Origin of the sequence: Mycobacterium hubeiense (genome assembly GCF_002838065.1) — a bacterium.
GTDB lineage: Bacteria > Actinomycetota > Actinomycetes > Mycobacteriales > Mycobacteriaceae > Mycobacterium > Mycobacterium hubeiense.
Genome location: NZ_PIZU01000027.1, coordinates 48777 through 70270 on the forward strand (window position 1 = coordinate 48777; position 21494 = coordinate 70270).

General features: G+C 67.1%; 19 protein-coding genes and 1 pseudogene. 7 read left to right on the forward strand and 13 right to left on the reverse strand.

What is annotated here, in order from left to right:
• Position 1 precedes the first annotated feature (1 nt).
• Both CWS39_RS19495 and CWS39_RS19500 read left to right on the forward strand, forming a co-directional pair.
• A complete protein-coding gene (locus CWS39_RS19495) occupies positions 2 to 805 on the forward strand; it encodes an IclR family transcriptional regulator (RefSeq protein WP_102144570.1) in 804 nt (267 codons plus the stop codon).
• Positions 806 to 823: 18 nt separating this feature from the next.
• Positions 824 to 2169: pseudogene (locus CWS39_RS19500) on the forward strand (enolase C-terminal domain-like protein).
• Positions 2170 to 2239: 70 nt separating this feature from the next.
• Here the strand turns inward: CWS39_RS19500 and CWS39_RS19505 are convergent.
• On the reverse strand, positions 2240 to 2890 hold the full coding sequence (locus CWS39_RS19505) for a DUF1361 domain-containing protein (RefSeq protein ID WP_102144571.1): 651 nt from the start codon (positions 2888 to 2890) through the stop codon (positions 2240 to 2242).
• A gap of 135 nt (positions 2891 to 3025) precedes the next feature.
• Between CWS39_RS19505 and CWS39_RS19510 the strand changes: the two genes are divergently transcribed.
• The gene (locus CWS39_RS19510; protein WP_102144572.1) at positions 3026 to 5392 is read left to right on the forward strand and encodes a lysylphosphatidylglycerol synthase transmembrane domain-containing protein; all 2367 of its coding nucleotides are present in this window, start codon (positions 3026 to 3028) and stop codon (positions 5390 to 5392) included.
• Positions 5393 to 5458: 66 nt separating this feature from the next.
• Here the strand turns inward: CWS39_RS19510 and CWS39_RS19515 are convergent, their stop codons facing one another.
• The 3 genes from CWS39_RS19515 to CWS39_RS19525 all read right to left on the reverse strand — a co-directional run bounded on the left by CWS39_RS19515 (position 5459) and on the right by CWS39_RS19525 (position 8598).
• Positions 5459 to 6988, reverse strand: a complete 1530-nt coding sequence (locus CWS39_RS19515) for a DUF4407 domain-containing protein (protein ID WP_102144573.1) — start codon at positions 6986 to 6988, stop codon at positions 5459 to 5461.
• Positions 6989 to 7106: 118 nt separating this feature from the next.
• On the reverse strand, positions 7107 to 8135 hold the full coding sequence (locus CWS39_RS19520; protein ID WP_102144593.1) for a PQQ-dependent sugar dehydrogenase: 1029 nt from the start codon (positions 8133 to 8135) through the stop codon (positions 7107 to 7109).
• A gap of 85 nt (positions 8136 to 8220) precedes the next feature.
• Positions 8221 to 8598, reverse strand: a complete 378-nt coding sequence (locus CWS39_RS19525; protein ID WP_199178207.1) for a hypothetical protein — start codon at positions 8596 to 8598, stop codon at positions 8221 to 8223.
• 66 nt (positions 8599 to 8664) lie between these two features.
• Between CWS39_RS19525 and CWS39_RS19530 the strand changes: the two genes are divergently transcribed.
• A complete protein-coding gene (locus tag CWS39_RS19530) occupies positions 8665 to 9264 on the forward strand; it encodes a M15 family metallopeptidase (RefSeq protein WP_199178208.1) in 600 nt (199 codons plus the stop codon).
• Here CWS39_RS19530 and CWS39_RS19535 read toward each other — a convergent pair.
• The 4 genes from CWS39_RS19535 to CWS39_RS19550 form a co-directional block, all read right to left on the reverse strand.
• Complete coding sequence (locus tag CWS39_RS19535; RefSeq protein ID WP_102144576.1) at positions 9188 to 10720, reverse strand: alkaline phosphatase D family protein; 1533 nt, start codon at positions 10718 to 10720, stop codon at positions 9188 to 9190. The genes CWS39_RS19530 and CWS39_RS19535 overlap by 77 nt on opposite strands.
• Before the next feature lie 130 nt (positions 10721 to 10850).
• Complete coding sequence (locus CWS39_RS19540; RefSeq protein ID WP_102144577.1) at positions 10851 to 11186, reverse strand: HepT-like ribonuclease domain-containing protein; 336 nt, start codon at positions 11184 to 11186, stop codon at positions 10851 to 10853.
• On the reverse strand, positions 11176 to 11481 hold the full coding sequence (locus CWS39_RS19545; protein WP_102144578.1) for a nucleotidyltransferase family protein: 306 nt from the start codon (positions 11479 to 11481) through the stop codon (positions 11176 to 11178). The genes CWS39_RS19540 and CWS39_RS19545 overlap by 11 nt, the downstream gene beginning before the upstream one ends.
• Before the next feature lie 44 nt (positions 11482 to 11525).
• Positions 11526 to 12713: a DUF7159 family protein gene (locus tag CWS39_RS19550; protein ID WP_102144579.1), complete on the reverse strand. Its 1188-nt coding sequence runs from the start codon at positions 12711 to 12713 to the stop codon at positions 11526 to 11528.
• A 259-nt stretch (positions 12714 to 12972) separates the two neighbouring features.
• Between CWS39_RS19550 and CWS39_RS19555 the strand changes: the two genes are divergently transcribed.
• Both CWS39_RS19555 and CWS39_RS19560 read left to right on the forward strand, forming a co-directional pair.
• The gene (locus tag CWS39_RS19555; RefSeq protein WP_102144580.1) at positions 12973 to 13671 is read left to right on the forward strand and encodes an ABC transporter ATP-binding protein; all 699 of its coding nucleotides are present in this window, start codon (positions 12973 to 12975) and stop codon (positions 13669 to 13671) included.
• An 89-nt stretch (positions 13672 to 13760) separates the two neighbouring features.
• Positions 13761 to 16172, forward strand: a complete 2412-nt coding sequence (locus CWS39_RS19560; RefSeq protein ID WP_233213592.1) for an ABC transporter permease — start codon at positions 13761 to 13763, stop codon at positions 16170 to 16172.
• 9 nt (positions 16173 to 16181) lie between these two features.
• Here CWS39_RS19560 and CWS39_RS19565 read toward each other — a convergent pair whose 3' ends face one another.
• The 4 genes from CWS39_RS19565 to CWS39_RS19580 form a co-directional block, all read right to left on the reverse strand.
• Complete coding sequence (locus CWS39_RS19565; RefSeq protein WP_102144582.1) at positions 16182 to 16805, reverse strand: class I SAM-dependent methyltransferase; 624 nt, start codon at positions 16803 to 16805, stop codon at positions 16182 to 16184.
• Positions 16805 to 17371: a DUF4389 domain-containing protein gene (locus tag CWS39_RS19570; RefSeq protein WP_102144594.1), complete on the reverse strand. Its 567-nt coding sequence runs from the start codon at positions 17369 to 17371 to the stop codon at positions 16805 to 16807. The genes CWS39_RS19565 and CWS39_RS19570 overlap by 1 nt, the downstream gene beginning before the upstream one ends.
• Before the next feature lie 20 nt (positions 17372 to 17391).
• Positions 17392 to 18615: an FAD-dependent oxidoreductase gene (locus tag CWS39_RS19575; RefSeq protein WP_431306150.1), complete on the reverse strand. Its 1224-nt coding sequence runs from the start codon at positions 18613 to 18615 to the stop codon at positions 17392 to 17394.
• Positions 18616 to 18905: 290 nt separating this feature from the next.
• Positions 18906 to 19466 carry a DUF6998 domain-containing protein gene (locus CWS39_RS19580; RefSeq protein ID WP_102144583.1) on the reverse strand — a complete coding sequence of 187 codons (561 nt, stop codon included), beginning with the start codon at positions 19464 to 19466 and terminating at the stop codon, positions 18906 to 18908.
• Positions 19467 to 20081: 615 nt separating this feature from the next.
• Between CWS39_RS19580 and CWS39_RS19585 the strand changes: the two genes are divergently transcribed.
• Positions 20082 to 20381: a hypothetical protein gene (locus CWS39_RS19585; RefSeq protein WP_102144584.1), complete on the forward strand. Its 300-nt coding sequence runs from the start codon at positions 20082 to 20084 to the stop codon at positions 20379 to 20381.
• A gap of 177 nt (positions 20382 to 20558) precedes the next feature.
• Here CWS39_RS19585 and CWS39_RS28680 read toward each other — a convergent pair whose 3' ends face one another.
• A complete protein-coding gene (locus tag CWS39_RS28680; protein ID WP_142386895.1) occupies positions 20559 to 21377 on the reverse strand; it encodes a hypothetical protein in 819 nt (272 codons plus the stop codon).
• Positions 21378 to 21494: the final 117 nt, after the last annotated feature.

Consider the following 21494-nt stretch of genomic DNA (forward strand, 5'->3'; position numbering starts at 1 on the left):
GATGGTGGTAGACGAGCCGGATCTGGCCGTGCGCAAGGTGAAGTCGGCCGTGCGGACCGTCGAGCTGCTCGAGTATCTGGCGGCCCGGCCGGATAGGCCGGTGCGGCTGCGGGAGATCAGCGACGCGCTGGACATGCCGCGCAGTAGCGCGCACGCCCTGCTGCGCACACTGGTCGCGCAGGGCTGGGTGCGCTCAGATGCGTCGGGCACCCTGTACGGCATCGGTATTCGGGCGCTGCTCGTCGGGACCAGCTATCTGGACAGCGACCCGTACCTGCCGTTGATCACCCCGTTCCTCGACGATCTGCGCGACCAACTCGATGAGACGTTCCACCTCGGCCGGCTCGACGGCACCGACATCGTCTACCTCGCCACCCGCGAATCCAAGCAATACACCCGCACGGCCAGCCGCGTCGGTCGCCGGCTGCCCGCGTACGCCACCGCGCTGGGAAAAGCCTTGCTGGCAAAGCGATTCGGCGCCGACCGCGACGCGCACTTGCCCGCGCTGAAGCCGTTGACCGCGAACACGATCGTCGACCGTGACGTGCTTGACGACGTGCTCGATGACGTGCGCGTGCGCGGATACGCCACCGACAATGAAGAGAACACTGAAGGGCTGCGATGCTTCGCCGCCGCCTTGCGGTACTGCCAGCCGGCGCAGGACGCCATCAGCGCGTCGGTGCCGGTGGATCGGCTTACCCCGTCGCGCGAACGCGAGATCGTCGAAGCGCTACGCGCCATGGGCGACAAGGTGTCTCGCGTGGTCCGGCCATTAGCGAACGGCGACAAATGGTTTGCGTCGTAAATCTGGGAGATTGAGAAGATGAGTACCTCACGCACACCCGTCGTCCGCGACATGACGGTGATTCCCGTCGCCGGCCACGACAGCATGCTGCTCAACCTCAGCGGCGCGCACGGCCCCTTCTTCACCCGAAACCTGGTAGTGCTCACCGACTCCGACGGACGAAAGGGCGTCGGCGAGGTGCCCGGCGGTGAGCAGATCCGGCGCACGCTCGAGGACGCCCGCGCCATCGTCACCGGCCGCAGCGTCGGCGACTACCACGCCGTGCTCAACGACATGCGGCGGGCCTTCGCCGACCGGGACGCGGGCGGGCGCGGGGTGCAGACGTTCGATCTGCGCGTCGCCGTACACGCGGTCACCGCGGTCGAATCGGCAATGCTCGACCTGCTCGGCCAGCACCTCGAGGTCCCGGTCGCCGCGCTGCTCGGTGACGGCCAGCAGCGCGATCGCGTGCAGGCGCTCGGCTATCTGTTCTACGTCGGCGACCGCACCAAGACCGATCTGGCATACCGCTCCCCGGCCGATGAGGACGCGGGCGCCGACGACTGGTTGCGACTCCGCCATGAGGAGGCGCTGTCGCCCGAGGCGGTGGTGCGGCTCGCCGAGGCCGCCCGCGCGCGGTACGGCTTCCGCGACTTCAAGCTCAAGGGCGGGGTGCTGCCGGCCGCCGACGAGGCCAAGGCGGTGACGCGCTCGCCGACCGCTTCCCGGATGCGCGAATCACGTTGGACCCCAACGGCGGTTGGCTGCTCAAGGATGCGGTAAAGACGTGTCGCGACCTGATCGGCGTGCTCGCATACGCCGAGGACCCCGTCGGGCCCGAGGGCGGCTTCTCGGGTCGCGAGGTGATGGCCGAGTTCAAGCGCGCCACCGGGCTGCCGACGGCGACGAACATGATCGCCTGCGACTGGCGCGAGCTGGGCCATGCGATCCGCGCGGGTGCGATCGACATCCCGCTGGCCGATCCGCACTTCTGGACGATGGCCGGTTCGGTGCGGGTCGCGCAGCTCTGCGACGCGTGGGGGCTGACGTGGGGTTCGCACTCCAACAACCACTTCGACGTGTCGCTGGCGATGTTCACCCATGTGGCCGCGGCGGCGCCCGGCGAGATCACCGCGATCGACACCCATTGGATCTGGCAGGACGGGCAGCGAATCACGCGCGAGCCCTACGCGATCGTCGACGGATACCTGACAGTGCCGGACAAACCGGGCCTCGGCGTCGAGCTCGACGACGAAGCGGTGGCCGCCGCCCACGAGCTGTATCAGCGGGAGGGCCTCGGCGGCCGTGACGACGCGATCGCGATGCAGTATCTGATTCCGGGCTGGACGTTCGACAGTAAACGCCCGGCGCTACAGCGGGACTGACGGCATCCGATCCGGCGTCATCGAAATCAACAAAATGGCTGCTCGCGGGCACCGGAATGCAGCCATTTCGTCAGTCTCGGCGCAAGGCTTGACCCGGCGACCACAGCGACCACACAGTGAGGTACGCCAGCCCGAAGAACGCCGCGACGGCGAAAGCCACGCCCGTCGACTGCACCTGGGCGAACGGCGAGCGCACCCAATCGAGCGTCGTCGACGCCACCGCCTCCGGCCGCGTCACCAAATCCCATGAGTTCCACCGCTGGAACCGCCCGATCACCACGCCCATAGCGCACAGCCCGACCGAAACGGCGACCGTCATCCACCCCGCGAGGGGGCCGAACTCGCGGTCGACCCGTTGATGAATCAGATGCATCGACACCACGCCGAGGATGATGCCGGTCCACGCGGCGACACCGAATTGCAAGACGTGCCGCCATAATTCGACGCCTTCGCCGAGATGGACGAGGTCCGTCACCAGATACGGCGAGTTCGGCAGGAAGGCCAGCCATCCCAGGCCCAGCGGTATCAGCCAGCCGCGCTGGCGCACGACGGCGAACCCGGCCGCGAAGACCACCGGGATCCAGGCCAACACCAGATTCCACACCAGATACCAGGTCGGGTAGAACAGCGGCGCGGTCGGATCGGTGATACCCAGCGCGATCGTCAGAGCGCTCGTCGCCATCAACGAGCCGATCAGGACGATGCGGCGCACATCGGTCATCCCTGCAGTTTGCCAGCTGTGACGCAGTCGCCCTACTTGTCGCCGTCGCTCACCGCAATGAGACCACTGTCCGGTTAACTTGTCGGCGAGCCGCTTTTATCGCGGCCCACGCCGATCAGAGAAGAGCAGTGCAACATGCGAGTTGACGGGCGGTTTGTCGCCGTTTCGGGCAGCTTGCTGCAACCACTGACCCGACGCACCAACGACATCCTGCGGCTGCTGCTTTCCGCCGTCTTCCTGGCGATCGTCATCACCAGCTCGTTGATCACCCGCAACGAATGGGTGTCGCTGGAGAAATCCATCTCCGAGATCGTCGGTGTGCTGACGCCGACCCAGTCCAACCTGGTCTATCTGGCCTACGGCATCGCGATCCTGGCGCTGCCGTTCATCATCCTGGTCGGCCTGATCGTCGCCAGGCAGTGGAAGCTGCTGGGCGCGTACGCGGCCGCCGGGCTGATCGCCATGATCGCGCTGTCGATCACCGGCAACGGCATCGCCGCACCTACCTGGCACTTCGACCTGTCCGAGCGACTCGACACCGTGCTATCGCAGTTCCTCGACGACCCGCGCTGGATCGCGATGCTCGCCGCGGTGCTGACGGTGTCGGGCCCGTGGCTGCCCGCCCGCTGGCGGCGCTGGTGGTGGGGGCTGCTGCTGGCCTTCGTGCCGATCCACCTCGTCGTCAGCGCCGTGGTGCCGGCCCGCTCGCTGCTGGGCCTGGCGGTGGGATGGTTCGTCGGCGCGCTCGTGGTGCTCGTCGTCGGCACGCCTGCGTTGGAGGTGCCGCTCGACGGCGCCGTGCGCGCGCTTGACCGACGCGGGTTCCGGGCGTCCCGGCTGACGGTGGTCCGGCCGGCCGGCCGCGGCCCGCTGGTGCTATCGGCCACCTCGTCCGATCCGGACTCGGTCGCCACCGTAGAAATGTACGGCCCGAACCAGCGCAGCGGCGGGGCGATGCGCGAGCTCTGGCGAAAGTTCACCCTGCGCACGGCGGAAACCGGGCCGCTGCACGTGTCCATGCGACGCGCCGTCGAGCATCGTGCCCTGATGGCCATCGCCGTCGGCGATCTGGGCATCGCCAACAGTGCGACGATGGCCGTCGCCGCACTCGATCGCGGCTGGACCCTGTACGCGCACACGCCCGCCCGCGGTACCGCGCTCGACGACTCCGTCCCCGTCGCCGACGTGTGGGACACGTTGCGGCTCCTGCACGACCAGCAGATCTCGCACGGCAGCCTGCGCGCCAAGGACATCACCGTCGACGACGGCGCGGTGCTCTTCGGCGGCTTCGGCAACGCCGAGTACGGCGCCACCGACGCGCAGCTCCAATCCGATATCGCGCAACTTCTGGTGACGACGACGGCCGTCTACGGCCCGGAACCCGCAGTCACCGCGGCGATCGAGGCGTTTGGCAAGGATGCCGTGCTGACGGCGTCGCGTCGGCTCACCAAATCCGCTGTGCCGTCACGCATTCGGGAGCCGGTCGCTGACGCCAAAGCGGTTATGTCCGCTGCGCGCGAGGAGGTCAAGCGCCAGACGGGCGCCGATCAGATCGAAGCCGAGACCATCACGCGCTTCACCCGAGCCCAGCTCATCCAGCTAGTGCTGCTCGTCGCGCTGGTCTACGTCGCGTACCCGTTCATCAGCGCCGTGCCGACGTTTTTCACCGAACTGCGCACCGCGAACTGGTGGTGGGCGCTGGTCGGGCTGCTGGTGTCGGCGTTGAAGTACATCGGTGCGGCGGCCGCATTATGGGCGTGCGCGGACGGGTTGGTGAAGTTCCGGCATCTGGCAGTCATGCAGGTGGCCAACACTTTTGCCGCGACCACCACACCCGCCGGTGTCGGCGGCCTGGCGCTCAGCACGCGCTTTCTGCAGAAGGGCGGGCTCGGTGCGCTGCGCGCCACTACCGCTGTGGCGGTGCAGAATTCGGTGCAGGTGCTCACCCACATAGCGTTGCTGATCTTCTTCAGCGCCGCCGCCGGCGCGTCGGCCGATCTGTCACACTTCGTGCCGTCTGCGGCGGTGCTGTATCTGGTTGCGGGGCTGGCGCTGGGGCTCGTCGGGACGTTCTTGTTCGTGCCCAAACTGCGGCGGTGGTTGGCGACGGCGGTGCGGCCCCGCCTCAAGGAGGTGATGGACGATCTCGTCGTCCTCGCCCGCGAACCCTGGCGGCTAGGGCTGATCGTCCTGGGCTGTGCGGGAACGACTCTCGGCGCCGCATTGGCGTTGTGGGCCAGCATCGAAGCGTTCGGCGGTGACGCGTCGTTCGTCACGGTGACGGTCGTGACCATGGTCGCGGGCACGCTCGCGTCGGCCGCGCCCACCCCCGGCGGGGTCGGCGCGGTGGAGGCGGCGCTGATCGGTGGTTTGGCCGCGTTCGGTGTGCCCGCCGCGGTGGGCGTGCCGTCGGTGCTGCTGTATCGGGTGCTGACGTGCTGGCTGCCCGTGTTCATCGGATGGCCGATCATGCGGTGGCTCACCAAGAACGAGATGATCTAGCGCTTCACGGGTGAATTACTCCCGCCAGATGCGAGTAAGCCACCTGTTAACGCAACTACGCCCCGATCACTGCGCCGGCGGCAGCCGACGTGGTTCGCCGGGCCCGCCCAGTTCGGGCCCACGCTCATCGGAGCGGACGGCCGAGGACTCCACCCAACGCGGGTTGTCCGCCGCATCGACGGCGGCAGACGGCTCACCGGTTTCCGCGGAATGCACAGACACCTTGTGCGTGCGCTTGAGCGTGAAGTGGATCTCCTCGGTTTCTTCGAACACCTGCAGCGCGGCGCGTACCGGCCGCGTGGTGGTGTCGATGGTGCGGGCGACGATCGGCGGCACGAACGGCCGAATCCAGCGCGCCGCGAGCTTGGTGACCTCCGGAATCGACGGCATCCGCGAGGAACCACCCTGACTCTGTTCGACGCGAGCCGGCAGATTCGCGGCCGCCGGCAACGCCTTGGCTTCCTGCGAGGGTTCGAGCGCGGGTTGGAGCGCTTCGACCACTCGCCGCCGCTGCTGTTCTCGATCGATTTCGTTCTGCGCCTCGACGGCCATCCGCGCACTGGCCAACTGCTGCTCCAGCCACATCATCTCGGCGGCGGCGCGCACCTCGGCACGCTTCACCGCGATGGCCGTATCGGCCTCCAGCTCGGCGCGCTCGCGCACGGCGCGTGCGGCTGCCGTGCGATCCTGCGTCGTCTCGCCGCGCCACAGCTTGAGAATCAGCGGCAGCAGGCTCAACAACGCGAAAAACGCAATCGTGGCCAGGCGCAACAACAGCGCGCCGGCGGTGCTGAGCGTGTAGTCGTTCATCGCGGCCCAGCGCGCGCCGAGGCCACGATCCGCGTCCATGACGGCGCTCTGACGAGCCCGGGCGAGCGTCCGCTCGGCGACGGCGATGTCCGCGTCCAGTGTCGGCGCCAGGCGGTCCCGCTCGGCGACGGCCGTGTCCAGCTCCCGTTGGCTATCCCCGAGAAACTCTGTCGCCGTGCGAGTTTCGGGGCCAGCGCCGGGCACGCCCGTGATGTGAGTCTGCGGGCAGCCGGGGGTGGGATGGAATTCGCACCGCGCGACGACGAGCGCTTCGTCGCGGTGACGTCGGGCCTGCTCCACCGCATCGTCGAGCGCGGCGCGCTGTTCGCGCGTTCGGTCGAGATCCGCCGACGCCTGCACGACGGCGGGCGCTGAGTCGGCGCGACGGGCGGCCTGCTCGTCGAGAACGCGGTCGATCGACCCGGCGAACATCGCCAGGGCGGCGAGCTCGCCGACGACAACCCCCACCGCCAGCGCGACCGCCGCGCGGCCGACGACACCTGGCCACGCGCGCGTCGCGCCGCTGACCATCACGCGGCCGACCGCACCTACCAGCAGGGCGACGATGAGCGTCAGCGCTGCGACGGCGGGCAGCGACACGTCTGTCGATCCCGCGACGGCCAGGGCCGCGACCAGCCACGCCAGCACCGCACCGAGCAGCACCACCGCGCCGGCGACCGCGTGCGTGGACCGTTCGTGACGTTCACCAAGCTCGTGGCGTTCTCCACCGCCGAGCCATACCAGCACCGCTACGCTGCGGTGTTCGGTAATCCTATTGGCGCACATGGGTACTCCAAACGTCTCAATGGTTGTATCGGCAGGACGGGGCCGTGGCCACGCCGTCGCGCCAGTGCGAATTGCGCCAATCATCTCATAGCGCCTCGGCGGGCGCTGTGGCCGCCGTTTACGGCCGGAACTGCAGGATGCGGTCGTCGCCGTCGCGGGGACTTCCCCGGCCGTCGCGGTTGCTCGTGGTGAACCACAGACTTCCGTCCGGCGCGGACACCACGGTCCGCAGCCGCCCGTACTGCCCGACGAACAGCGGCACCGAACCGCCCAGCGAGCCGTCGCCGCCGACCGGTACCTGGATGAGCCGCTGACCGCGCAGCGCCGCCACCCACAGCGAGCCGCCGTAGTAGGCCAGCCCCGACGGCGACGCCTCGTCAGTGGTCCACTGGGTCACTGGGTCGATCAGCCCTGCGGTGTCGGCCCGCCCTTCGGCCATCGGCCAGCCGTAGTTGCCGCCCGGCTCGATGAGGTTGAGTTCGTCCCACCGATTCGAGCCATACTCGGTGGCCCACAGCCGTCCGGCCGAATCCCACGCCAGACCCTGGACGTTGCGATGCCCGAACGACCACACCGGCGACGCCGGATCGGGATTGTCCGACGGCGTCGAACCGTCGGGATTGATCCGAAGAATCTTGCCGCCCAGCGACGACTTGTCCTGCGCCAGCGCAGGATTGCCGCTCTCACCCGTCGCCACATAGAGCTTGCCGTCCGGGCCGAAGGCGATGCGTCCGCCGTCGTGAACAGACGCCGCCGGGATGCCGGTCAGTATCGGCGTCTGCCCGGTGAGCGCTTGACCGTCGAAGGTCATCCGCGCGACGCGGTTGTCCCCGTCCGTCGTGAAGTAGGCGAACACCGTCGACCGGGCGGTGGCCAGACCGAGCAGCCCGCCTTCCCCGCGCGCCGCGACGCCGGCAACGCTGCCTGCGTCGCTCACCACGCCCGCTGACAGGTGTTTCACCGCGCCGCTGTCGCGTTCGGCGATCAGCGCGCTGCCGTCGGGCAGAAACGCGATGCCCCATGGCACATCGAGATTGGTGGCGACATCTGCGACACCGGGGGCATTCGGCTGACCGCGGGATTCCACGTCATTTCCGCATGCGACGACCAAGAGCAGGGCTGAGGCGATCGCGCCGGCTGCTCGCATCAACGTGGCCACTCAGCCGGTTTACCCGAAATTGCCAGATCGCACGCGGTTTCCGGAAACCCGGGGTGGTGTTTGCTGTTTCGCGTCAGCTGTTGACGCTCCAGATTTCGATAGCGTGGCTTCGACTGGACATGTGCAGCGAAACTTCGTCGTCGACCGGCGTTTCCCGGCGTATCGCGACACTGGCAGTGTTGGCCACCGCCGGTGCCGTGTTTCCGCAGTGCGCGTCCGAACCGCCGCCTCCGGCGCCCACGCCGCCGGCCGTCGTCAGCACGACGCCGCCGGTGCCGTCGCCAACCACCAAGCCGCCCATCACCACCCCGCCCGCGCCGGCCGTTCGCCCGGTGACCGCCGGTGCCGTGTTTCCGCAGTGCGCGTCCGAACCGCCGCCTCCGGAGCCCACGCCGCCGGCCGTCGTCAGCACGACGCCGCCGGTGCCGTCGCCAACCACCAAGCCGCCCATCACCACCCCGCCCGCGCCGGCCGTTCGCCCGGTGACCGCCGNGCCGTCGTCAGCACGACGCCGCCGGTGCCGTCGCCAACCACCAAGCCGCCCATCACCACCCCGCCCGCGCCGGCCGTTCGCCCGGTGACCGCCGCCGAACTGGGCGCGAGCTGGCGGCCCGGTTGCCCGCTCGAACCCGCGCAGCTGCGGCGCGTCGAGGTCGACCACGTCGGTTTCGACGGGCAAACACACCGCGGCGAGCTGATCGTGCACGAAGAGCTGGTGGCCGAAGTCATCGCGATCTTCGAGCAGCTGCACCGGCTGCGGTTCCCGATCGAGAAGATCCGTACCGTCGAGCACTATCCGAACGCCGACGACGAATTGTCCATGGCCGACAACAACACGTCGGCGTTCAACTGCCGAGACATCCCGGGCACCGGCCGATGGTCACTGCACGCCTACGGCCGAGCGATCGACCTCAACCCGCTGCTGAACCCCTACATCGACCGCTACGGCGCTTTTCAGCCCCGCAACGCCGCGCCGTTCCTCGACCGCAATCGCCGCGACCCCGGCATACTGCACGACGGCGATCCCGCGGTGCGCGCATTCACCGACCGCGGGTGGCGCTGGGGCGGGTATTGGCGAACGCCCAAGGACTACCAGCACTTCGAGCGCCGCCGCTGAGGTGCCCCTGGTCCGGCACCGTGAACGAGGCGCCGGTGTGGACTGGCGCACCCGGTCGCGAGACAAACGGCAGTTCCCGGAAGTCGGCGCGCAGCTCGTCGGCGGTGATGCGGGCGCGGAGGTAGCCGCGGCGGTTGCTGTGGTAGTGAATGTGCGGGTTGTCGGCCGGCACCGCGTCATCGTCGCCCGACCCGTCGCCACCGGAGCTGATCGAGGTGGTGACCAGTTCGGTGGCCACCGGTGTGTCATCGGCGCGCACTTCGGCGGCCCAGTGCGAGTGGACGTCGCCGGTGAGTACCACGGCGTTGCGCACGTCGCGCATGCCGGCGACGATCCGGTCCCGGTTGGCGGCGTAGCCGTCCCAGGCGTCGGGGTTGAAGCCGCGGGGGGTCTTCAGCGGGGCGAAGAACACCTGCTGTCCGAGTAGGTCCCAGCGGGCGTGCAATTGCCGAAATCCGTTGAGCAGCCAGCGTTCTTGTTGGGCGCCGAGCAGTGAGCGGGCTTTGTCGTCGCGTTCGGGGCAGTCCGATATTTCGTCGGCGCAGGGTTGGTCGTCGCGGTACTGCCGGGTGTCGAGCATGTGAAATGTCGCCAACGAGCCCCAGTGCACCCGACGGAAGATCCCCATGTCGATGCCGCGCGGCAGCGAGGCTCGGCGCAGCGGCATGTTCTCGTAGTACGCCCGTAGCGCTGCGGCGCGGCGGTCCAGGAATGCCGGCTGTGGTTTACCGGGGACTTCGTCGGCCCAGTTGTCGGCCAGCTCGTGGTCGTCGAATACCGGCAGCCAGGGCGCCGCGGCGTGCGCGGCTTGCAGGTCGGGGTCGGTCTTGTACTGGGCGTATCGCTGTCGGTAGTTGGCAAGCGTCACAGTTTCGGGCCCGACGTGGTGGCGGACGTTGCCGCTCGTGCCGGCGGCGTATTCGTATTGGTAATCGCCAAGGTGGACAACGAGATCCGGATGTTCTTCGGCGAGCCCGCGGTAGGCGGTGAAGAAGCCCTGTTCGTAGTTCGAGCACGACGCGACGCAAATCGTCAGCGGGTCCGTCGCGCGGGGGGCGGGTGCGGTGCGGGTACGACCGGGTGGTGACAGGTGACCGTGTGCGCGAAAACGGTAGAAGTACTCGGCGCCGGGGCGCAGGCCCGTGAGCTCTACGTGGATGGTGTGCCCGGATTGCGGTGTGGCAGTGGTAGTTCCGCGTCGTTCGACGCGGGTGAACCGTTCGTCGGCGGCTACTTCCCATTCGACGTCGACGGCACGCGATGGCATGCCGCCAAGTCCGTCGTCGGCCAACGGATTTGGTGCTAGCCGGGTCCAGATCACCATCCCGTCCGGCGAGGGGTCGCCGGAGGCCACGCCGAGCGTGAACGGATCCTTCGCACTATGCGTGAATCCCGCGACGGGCAGCGCCGCGAGTGCGACTGCGGCCTTGAGCAATTCGCGGCGACGCACCGACACGTCGCAGTGTCAGCGCGCGAGTTTTCCAGACGGTGACGAGCAGCTGTACGGTGCCCGCCTGCGGTCATACCGTTGTGCAAATAGTTGTTTATGCGGCCTCGACCAACGCCTGACACTGCAAGCTCGAACGCTATTCCGATTCAATCGGCGGTAGGACCTCGAGCAGTCTGGGGAGGTCTTCAGTGACGGTCTGCCACAAGATGTCGAGGTTGACGTCGAAGTAGTGGTGGACAAGGCGGTCACGCATGCGGGCGGCAGCGGTCCACGGGACGTCGGGCTCGGCAGCCTGAACTTCGGGACTGATCTGTTTGGCGGCCTCGCCGACGATCTCGACAAGTTTGGTTAGGGCGAGCCGGAGTAACTCGTCACTGTCGAGGTCTGCCCGCTGTCGTTCCGCGCTGTAAAAAATGGCCTTGGACGCGGCTTCGGCGAGGTGCCGCAAGCGGATCTTGTCGCTAGGCCGCATAAACCGGGCGTGCGGTCGCTACCACGTTGTCGCGGAAGTAGGGGCTCAGATCTTCGTACGTCCGCATTTCGACCTCTCGTCCGAGGGCAGCTTCGAGCTCGATTTCCATCTGTGCCAGCTGCAACAGGCCAGGCGTTCGGTCTGGCAGAAACTCGACGAGCATGTCGATGTCGCTAGAAGGACCGAAGTCTTCGCGGAGCACCGACCCGTACAGTGCGAGTCGTTTGATGCCCCATCGCTCTGCGAAAGCGTTGAGGACGGAATCCTCGATCGCAAGATCGGGCCTCAGTTTCACAGGTCAATGATGCCGCAAGGGCTCCCGGGGCGGCACGCGAACCGTTATGGCCCGTATTCCCATTTCGGTTCGTGGAACCGGTTGATGATCGGGATGCGCTCGATGATCCGATCGCGCAGCCGCGGCTGCGGGTAGGTCGCCGGCGGCGGGTAAGCGGGCGGCGGCACGTACGCCGGTGCCGGAGGTGGGACATACGCGGGAGGGGGCGGGGGCGCGACGGGCTCCGGGGGCTCGTAGACCGGTGCGGGCGGGACGTATTCGGGCGCCTCGTACACCGGTTCAGCAACGGGAATCGGCTCGACGGCGGGTGGCGGCGCGGCGGGCGGGAGCGGCGCGGGAGCAGGCGGTGGCGCGACGGGGCGCGGCAGCTTGGGCTTGGCCTGCGCCGCAGATGGAATCGCGACCGGCTTGTCGACGGCGCTGGCCATCTGCGGCTGCTCGGCATCGGGGGTCAATTGAAGGCCCAGCGCAACGGACAGCGAGACGACGAACGTCACCACCGCGGCGGCGAGCACCGATGCCAGCGCGCCGGTTCTCGACAGTCGGTGAGGCTTGGCGAAGGCCAGCGCATCCAGGGTGTTCACCGCCAGCGCGGACGCCAGCGCCGCGCCACGCGCCATGGCCAGGCCGGCCTCTTCGGCGGAGATGATCGGCGAGTCGGTGCTCGCGGCGAGTGAGGACACGATCGCGTCGAGCTCATCCGAACCGACGACGAAGACGGCGTCGGGCCGCCGATCGGTGGACTCGAGCATCGCGATCACGAGGCCGGCCAGCTCGTCGGCGTCGGATCCGTCGGCGGGCCGGTCAATGCGGTCGACCATCACCCCGTCGGCGTCGACCATCGCGATGACGGCGGCGTCGGGCTCGATGACGCACACCACCACGTCGTCGTACTCCGCGATATCGGCGATGCCGCTGGCCAGCGCGTCGGCCGCCTCGGACTCCGAGACGGCGATGACGTTGTCGAGATCCCGGGCGGCCAGGGCGTCCATGACCGTGCTCGCCGCAGTGTCGGCTTGGGTGGTCCAGGTGACGCCGATGGCGTGGAGTCGGTTGTCGGCGGCGAGGGTGTCGTCGACGAGTCCGTGCAGCAGACCGCCGGGGTCGAACGTGGCCATGTCCTCGATGGCCAACGCTCCGCAGTCGATGGGGGCACCCTCGCCCGTCGCGCCTTCGACGAGCACCCAGCGGACGGCCCTCGACGTCAATGCGAGGCCGAGCACGAGGTCCATGTAGAGCCCCCGATCTGCCTGACACTCCCGTCAAACATTACCGCTGTTACGGGGTGGCCTGGCTGCAGACCGCGTCAGTCGAGCCACCGGATTTCTCGGAATCGGCTCGGGAAAGCCCGACGAGTGATTTGTGGAGCCGCACCCGCGGTGAGCGCGGTTAAGACTCCACAAATCGCCTAGAGATTCAGTACGCTGCACCCCATCCCGCGGGAGGTCCATCATCAAGGGACTGGAAGCCTCGGACACGGCCAAGCGCGAACTGACCATCGAACTCCGCAATGTGGTTCGCGAATACCGGGTCGGCGGTCAACCGGTGCGCGCACTCGACGACATCAGCCTGCGGCTCGGGGGCGGGCAGTTCGTGTCGGTCGTCGGGCCGTCGGGTGCGGGCAAGAGCACACTGCTGCATCTGCTCGGTGCGTTGGATTCCCCCGATTCCGGGTCGATCCTCTTCGACGGCGACGACATCGCCCGGCTCAGCGACGAACAGCAGTCGGAGTTTCGTCATCATCGCGTGGGATTCGTCTTCCAGTTCTTCAACCTGTTGCCGACCCTGTCGGCATGGGAGAACGTCGCGGTGCCGAAGCTGCTCGACGGTGTCCGACTCGGCAAGGTCGAACCGGATGCGGTGCGGCTGCTGGACCGGGTCGGCCTCGGTCATCGGACCCAGCACCGGCCTGCGGAGCTGTCCGGCGGCGAAATGCAGCGCGTCGCGGTGGCGCGGGCATTGATGATGGACCCGTCACTGATCCTGGCCGATGAGCCCACCGGGAACCTCGATTCCACAACGGGCGCTTCGATCTTGACGCTGTTGTCCGAGGTGGCCCATGAGCGCGGCAGCGGTCGACTGGTGGTGATGGTCACTCACAACCCGAGCGCCGCGGCCGCGACCGATCGGATGATCACGCTGCGGGACGGCCGGATCGGTTCCGACGAGTTGCTGGTGGTCCCGGGGTGAGGATCGCCGCCGCGGCGAGCCGGCTCCGGCTGTTCAGCCTGCGCGAACTGGCCGTGCATCGTCGGCGCACGATCGCCTCGATCGCCGTAATGGCGGTGTCCGCAATGTATCTGGTCGCGATCTTCGGCATCTTCGGGTCAATCACCGGGTCGGTCAACCGGCTGGCCGACGGGATCGCCGGCATCGCCGCGCTGGAGGTGTCGGGCATCACCGACGCCGGATTTCCCGACACGATCACCGCCGACGTCACCGCGGTTCCCGGCGTTGCCACCGCAGCGCCGATGATCCGAACGTCCGCCTCCACGCCGTCGGGGCCGGTTCTGCTGCTCGGCGCGGATGAGAGCAGTGCCGCGTTCGAAAGCGCTTTGAAAGACGCCTTGAAAGATGACACCGCGGGACAACAGCCGGCGCCACCGTCGGTGCCCGACGGTGTTCGGGTCGGGCCAGGCGTCGGACGCGCGAAAGGCGAAAAGTTCCAGCTGGGTTCGGCTTTGGTCACGGTCACCGAAGTGCTCGCGGGCAAGCAACTCGCGGAGCTCAACGGCGGACACTATGTCCTTGCCCCACTTCCGTTGGCGCAGAAGGTCACCGGCCGCATCGGCCAACTCGATTCGATTCTGATCACCACCGAACCGGACGCCGACCTCGCCACCGTGCGCGACGCGGTCACCGCCGCGGTCGACGGTCGCGCCATCGTCGCGGACCCGAGCCTGCGGGCAACCCGGGCCGGCGACGGTGTCAGGCTGATGAACTACATGGCGTTGATGGGGGCGGTGGTCGCGCTGATGGTCGGCGCGTTCCTGATCTACACCACGATGACGATGGCGATCAGCCAGCGCCGGCCCGTCATCTCGATGCTGCGCGCGATCGGCGGCCGCCGGGCCACCATCGTCAGCGACATGCTCGCGGAGGCGGCGGTTCTCGGCCTGATCGGCGGCGCCATCGGCGCAGGCCTCGGAATACTGTTGGGCCGCATCGCGATTGGCCGACTTCCGCCGGCCGTCACACAAGGGCTGGAAGCTCGTGTGGAGTACTGGCTGCCCGGCTACGCGATACCGGCCGCCCTGGTGGCGACGGTGCTCACCAGCGTGGTCGCCTCGGCGATGGCCGCGCGGCAGGTGTACAAGGTGTCCCCGATCGAGGCGTTGGCGCCCGTCGGTGTATCGGCGGCGGACGTGGTGCCGCGCTGGCTGCGCATCGGCAGCGGCGTCGGCGCGGTCGCGGTGTTCGCGGCGGCCATCCTGTTCATCGTCGGCCGAACCGGCACCTTCGCCTTTGTCGCGATGTCTGCACTGTTCTGCGCCCAGATCGCCCTGGGCTTCGCGCTCGCCACGCCCATCGTCAAAGCCACGGCCGCAACGGCTCGAACGTTCGGATCGGTCGGGGCGCTTGCGGCGGCGACGATCGAGCGTGCACCGCGACGGGTCTGGGCCACCGTGATGACCGTGCTCATCGCCGTCGTCACCACGGTCGTGATCACCGGGACGAACAACGACATGATCCGGTCTGCCCGCGACATCTTCTCGCCGGTCGCCGACGTCGACGTCTGGGTGAGCGCAAACCCGCCCGACAGCTACCCCACAGACGTTCTGCCGCAAGGTCTTACCGAAACGGTGGCGGCGGTGCCGGGCGTTGCACGGGTCATCGCGGGCGCTTACGGGTTCGCCGTTGTCGGCGGCACGCGCGTCATGCTCGACGGATTCTCCCCCGGATCCAACGACTCGCTCTACCGCGCACTCGACGAACGGGTCCGCGACGAGGTGCACGCCGGTCGCGGCGTGGTTGTCTCGCAGAATCTCGGCGCGAGCCTCGGCGTGGGGGTGGGCGACAAGCTGGAGCTGCAGACGCCGCACGGGCTGCAGCAGACGACCGTGCTGGCCCTCGTGCCGTACTTTTCGACGGTCATCGGCACCATCGGCATGGACCTCGATCAGATGCGCGCGTGGTTCGATCGCCCGGCCGCGACGACACTGCAGATCGCGGCGGCCGAGGGCGCTGATCCGCAGCTGGTGCTGGCCGACGTCCGGCGCGCGGTGCCCGCCCCGAACCATGTGTACGACGGGCCCACGGCATTGGCCGGCAGAGAGGCGCCGCTGCATCAGAGCATGCTGATCGCCAACGCCGTGCTGATCATCGTGGTGCTGGTGGCCGCTGTCGCACTTCTCAACACGTTGACGCTGTCCGTGCTGGAACGGCGCCGCGAAATCGGTGTGCTGCGGGCGATGGGATCCAGCCGCCGGTTCACCTTGCAGATGGTGCTGGTGGAGGCGACGGCCATCGGTGTCGTCGGCGGTGTCTTGGGGCTCATGTTCGGCCTGCTGGACCAGTGGCTGTTCAGCCTCGTCAGCGGGGACATCATGAGCTTCGACGTCGGCTTCCGGCCGAGCCCGATGGCGTTCGCCTTCGCGCTCGGGGCGTTGGCGATCAGCCTGCTCGGCTCGGTGCCACCGGCGCGACGTGCCGCGCGACTGAACATCATCGAGGCCGTCAGCGTCGAATAATGCCCGCTGCTAATCGATTACCGTCGCCACGCCCTGCAGATGCGGTGTGCACGGCGGCGGCACGAGCGTTCGCCGGATGCTGCGCAGCCCCCGGGTATCGAACCCGGCCGCCGCAATGGCGTCGAGGGTTCGGCGGTTCGGCCGGCAACCGGAAGCCAACCATGACCACGGCTTGGCGATCAGGTCCTGAAACCGGCCCATAGCGCCCTCCCCGCGGACATGTTCCAGGACGACCAATCTGCCGCCGGGTGCGAGCACGCGCCGGATCTCACCGAGGGTGGCGGCCACATCGTCGACCGAGCACAGCACGAGACCGACGTGCACAGAGTCGAAGCTGTTGTCCGGGAACGGAATCGACTCGCCTCGCCCCTCGACGATGTCGACCGCGATGCGGTGGCGGCGAGCAAACGCGGACGCCATCCGCCGCATCGCCGCGTCCGGTTCCACGGCGGCGACCGATGTCACCGCGGGCGGAAGGAACAGCAGGTCGGTGCCCGGGCCGAGACCGACGATCAGCAGCCGACCGGTCGCGTTGCTCATCGCTTCTCGGCGGTAGCGGCGGTAGAACAGCCGGTCGAAGACCGGCATGCCGAACCGATACACGTAGGGGAACAACGGATTTCGACGTGCCATCAGCTGCCGAGATCCATTCGGAACGGCGGATACTCGTCGCGCATCAGCGAGACGTACACGGCCACCCGGTAGCGCCATCGGACGATGCCCATGAGGAGGTCGAACATGCCACGCGGCACGGTCCCGGTGAACAGCAATCCCACCGCGGAGCCGACGGCGAGGGCCTGCAGCAGAGGCTCCATCGCCCAGCAGATGAGGATCTGCGGGACGGCCAGCACCCACGACTTCACCGGCGTGGCCCGGCTCATCGGATGTTCGGGATAGTCGACCGCGAGCTCGCCCGGGTAGTCGGGCCGAGGCGCGAGCGTGAACGGCGGGAACTTGTCGGTGGTGTTCATCGGGAATCGGTAGTTCATCACCCGCCACGACCAGCGCAGCACTCCGACGTTAAAGTCGAAAATCGGGCGCGGATACCGCCCAGTGAACAGAATGGCAACTCCCGCAACGAGAGTCACCAACGGGTACACCAGGTAGAGAACGATCAATATCGGGTAGTGCGGGACAGCCAGCACACACCACTTCACCAGCCAGAGCCAGCGCGACGGCGCGTCGACGTCGCATCGCACCCGGACGGGACCGTCGTCGTTCATCGGTGCGCGGCCCCGAGTTCTCGACTGACCTCCGCGGACAGGCGGCAGTGACTTGCCGTCCGCAGAAACATCGTGAGCGCCCATGTGATCAACCGGTCCGAGACCATCGCCGCCGGTCTCAGCACGGCTTCACCGTGCGCCACCTGCAGCGAGGCGACGCGGGATACGGCCATGACCCTGGGCCGCCTGGTCTTCTCGTACCAGCGCAGCGCGCTTGGGAGATCACCGTTCGTTCCGCTGCGGAAGTCAGACATCGCTTTGCACAGCACCATCGTGTCGAGCAGCGCCTGATTCGTCCCTTGCGCGAAGGTGGGCGGCATCGTGTGGGCGGCATCGCCGAGCAGGGTCAGCGCGCCGTGGCCACGCGGGCGCGGAATCGGATGCCGAAAATGCGGGTAGGGCGAATGGGCCAGATCGTCGTCAGTCAGTATCGCGAGCACCCGATCGGCCGCGTCGGACCAGCCGGCGAAGTTAGAGCGGATCAGCTCGATCGGACGCTCCGGTCTGACGAAGTCGGGCGACCAGGGCAGGTCGAACCACCACTGCACCTCGGAGCCGCCCGCCGGCCACAGGCCGAGGTTTCCGCGCTCGCCGACGACCACTTGCGCGACGTGTTGGCCGGCGATGTCGGGTAGCGTGACCAGCCCCTGCCAGCTGCACCACCCCGTCGGCTCGGCGGGTTGCGCGCCGATGACGTCGCGAACGACCGAGTGCAGGCCGTCGGCGCCGATCAACAGATCGCCCTCGACCCAGCTGCCGTCGTCGAATTCGACCTGCACGCCGTCGTGCCTGGTGACGACACCGACGGCACGGGAGTTGCATCGGATGCGCTCGGTTGGCAAGCCATCGAGCAGCCGTTCGAGCAGGACTCGGCGTGGGACCATGCGCACGGGTGCGCCGAGCCGGTCGACGATCGCGGTCAGATCCAGGGTGGCGAGGCGGCGACCGCTGGAGGTCCACACCTCGACGCTGGACAGCAGCTGACCCGACCCGGTCATGTCGACGCCAAGTTGCCCGAGGACGGTCTCGCCGTTGGACCAGATGGTCACGGCACCGCCGCCCGCCTGCAGATGCGGGCGCTGTTCGAAGACGGTGACGTCGTACCCGTCGCGCAGCAATCCCCTCGCTATCGAGAGGCCGCCCACGCCGGCGCCGAGAACGAGGACCTTCAGCGCGCGGCTCGACGGCGCGTTCCGATCCGGCTTCGCGGAACGCCTCAAGCCGGGCACGTCTTGGAGGCCCCGTGTGGTCCTCACAGCTCAATCATGATGGCTAGCCTTGATCTGGGAGGGGATGGTGTGGAAATAAGCGATGCGTTGAGGATCGTCAACACCCGCGCCTTGGTACCAGGTCGAAGCGACGCAGCGCTGATCGCCACGCTTGGCCAATTGCAAACGTCCGCGTCACCAGCCAAGCCGCTGACCATCTCCCAAGGCCTCGAACAAGGCATCACGATGCGGCCCGGGCGAGTGGCACACGTCGCCGAAAGAAGCGCTGAACGTGGGGCGGTTTAGCCGCAATCGAACATCTCAAGCTGACGGCGCTGCGCATCGCTAACCGTCCAGAGTGGATTGTTCGCGCGCGGATAGATCTCTGCGGCTTCCCATTGGGCGCGCCGGACGCTGGTTGCATCGCCCACCTTTACCCCACGCTCTGAAAGTTCCCGGTGAAGCTGGTCAGCGTTGAACAAGTACACCGCGTTGATGCAAAACGGACGGAGGCTTCCTCGGGTCGAAATCAACTCGCTCGCGGTGCTCTTGGGTCCTGTGAAGACGAGGTAGTAATCCAATGGAGCGTTGGGATTGATGGCGAGCATACCTTCATGTTTGGTGTAGGCCTTGACATTAACGGTTTGACCGGCCAGCGCTCCGGTGGTGAAGTGTCCGTCATAGCCCGCTATGTTGGCGGCAGTCTCTAGTTCGACATCGAAGATTCGCGCCGCAATCCACTCGCCAATACTGCCGGTGTTCACCGGTCGATCCACGAGCCGCCCGATACGAGCGTCGATAGCGTTCCGTTCGCGCAGCAGAGCAGCAAGCTCGGCCAGCTCCGCGTCTTCGCGTTGATCCATCGCGACAGACTGACACAACCGGCTGACATCCGCCCGCATCGTCGGCCCAGCCACCAACGGCAGAAGTGGTGACGCTCTAACGCGGCGTCGTTATGTCTGGAAGGCGACGTCTTGCAGTGCCTGGATGCCGACCGGGCGTCCTGAACACCGGGGGCGTCGTCAGCGAACTGGCTGCTGCGCTATCGACTTCGATGGCGTTACTCACCATATTGGACGTGCGGGAGGATTCCGATCCGTCCTGCCCGATCGATCTTCTGAGGAGGCATGACAATGACCGACCCATTGCTACCGTTGCAAATATCCCAGCAAGCTTATGCGAGGTTCGGCATGGCAACGGGCCGCAGCAGAGACGCGGGCATTAACCTACTGGCGGAAGGCTTGGGATACCTCGCCCTGGCGATTCAAGCCTTGGGCCGACAGCACATCGAAATTCTCGAAAAGGTCTCCCAACAACCGCCTCAGCCCGGACAACCGCCTCAGCCTGGGGACAGATCCACCCGGACAAATCCCTAGGCGATCTGGGAACCACGTGGCGTCCGCTCAGCACTTCTGTCTGTCGATTGTGCGACGGCGTGCTCATCTCAAGGGCGTGCGGCCGCACGACCTCGGGAACACATGCGCATCATTGGCGATCAGCGCGGGAATGTGAAGCGCGGAGCGAAAAGCTTCTACTCGCTCGGTTCCGGTTTCGTGCATGGGTACAAATGGGCGATTGACTACGTTGATTTCGGGGACGACTCAGCTCTGATCGAGATGACGCTGGATGCCTTCGGCGCTGCCCTCCGCATGACCGAATGCGCGGTGATCCTGTTGGAGGCTCAGTCAGTCGGCCCGAAGCCTAACCCGAGCCGGACTCGGAATTATCCCGCAGGGCTGGCTGAGACCGTCACCGAGTGCGCGGCCCGCTATCAGTGAAAGAAGTGTTGGTCGCTCAATTGCCCCGCAAGACAGGCGTTTTCAGGTTTCGCAATTGGCCGAAAGCGGATGTCTACCAATGATTTTGGCGAACTGGGCGGAATACCTAGTTCAACACTCGGCTGCGGGCCTGCGATGAGCCGAACCGAGAATCCCGCCCCTCGGAATCACATGCATCTAGGCAAGCTTCGTCCAAGCCGATGCACCGGGTGCGCCGCCCTGAGTGCAAAACCAAAGACTGGCGAACTCGACGAAAGCGGGCTCTTCGCCCTTTTGATCGAGCGGACGACGATGAAGCAACGCCACTAAGTCGCCCGCCTTCGCGGGAGTCGGGAGTTGTGAAGGGTCTGAGGGGCCGTCTAACGGTACGAGGTGGATTTGTGCCGCAACCTTCGAAGTGAATTTGCCTGCGCGGTCGCTTACTGAGATTCCGTCGATGCCGGGGCCTCCGCCGCCAATTCCCAAGATGCCGGTTTGTCCTTCTCCCCGCACACCATGGTTCCCAATGCCGTGAACTCCTTCGCTATCGTCGCCGGTGCCAGTGCCGAAGACGCCGACTTTTCCGTCTCCTCTTACGCCAGTGCCGGCAGCCGTGGAAGTACCGTGAACACCCACAGCCCCCTCGCCCTGAACTCCTGTTCCGAATCCGGCTGAGATGTTGTTGACACCCTGAACGCCGATCGATCCGTCTCCTCGGACGCCCGTCGCTCCAGTCCCGGCGACGCCGATATTCATGCCTGAGGTGGAGGTGCCTCTGACGCCGACGTCGCCCACGGCAAATACGCCTGCCCCGTTCCCGACCCCCTTCGCAAAGATCGCACTGTGATTGGCACCTGGCGCGCCGAGCAGAGCAGGATTGGGTTTGACTTCGAGGATGTTTGCACCGGCGAAATGCAGAAGGGCACCCGGACCGTGATCGCCCGGCCCCGCGATCAGCTGGGTCGATGTTTCCGCATTGTTGTGCTCCCCCAGTACCAGGTCGTCGCCGTCACTCATTGTTCTCAGCCTCCAAACTTCATCATTCAACTCACCCTGAGGTTTGCTGCCGCGCTAACTCGCACAGGGACCCGGTTGGCAGAGCATGTCCCGAGTCTCGTGGAACTTGGGTGACGG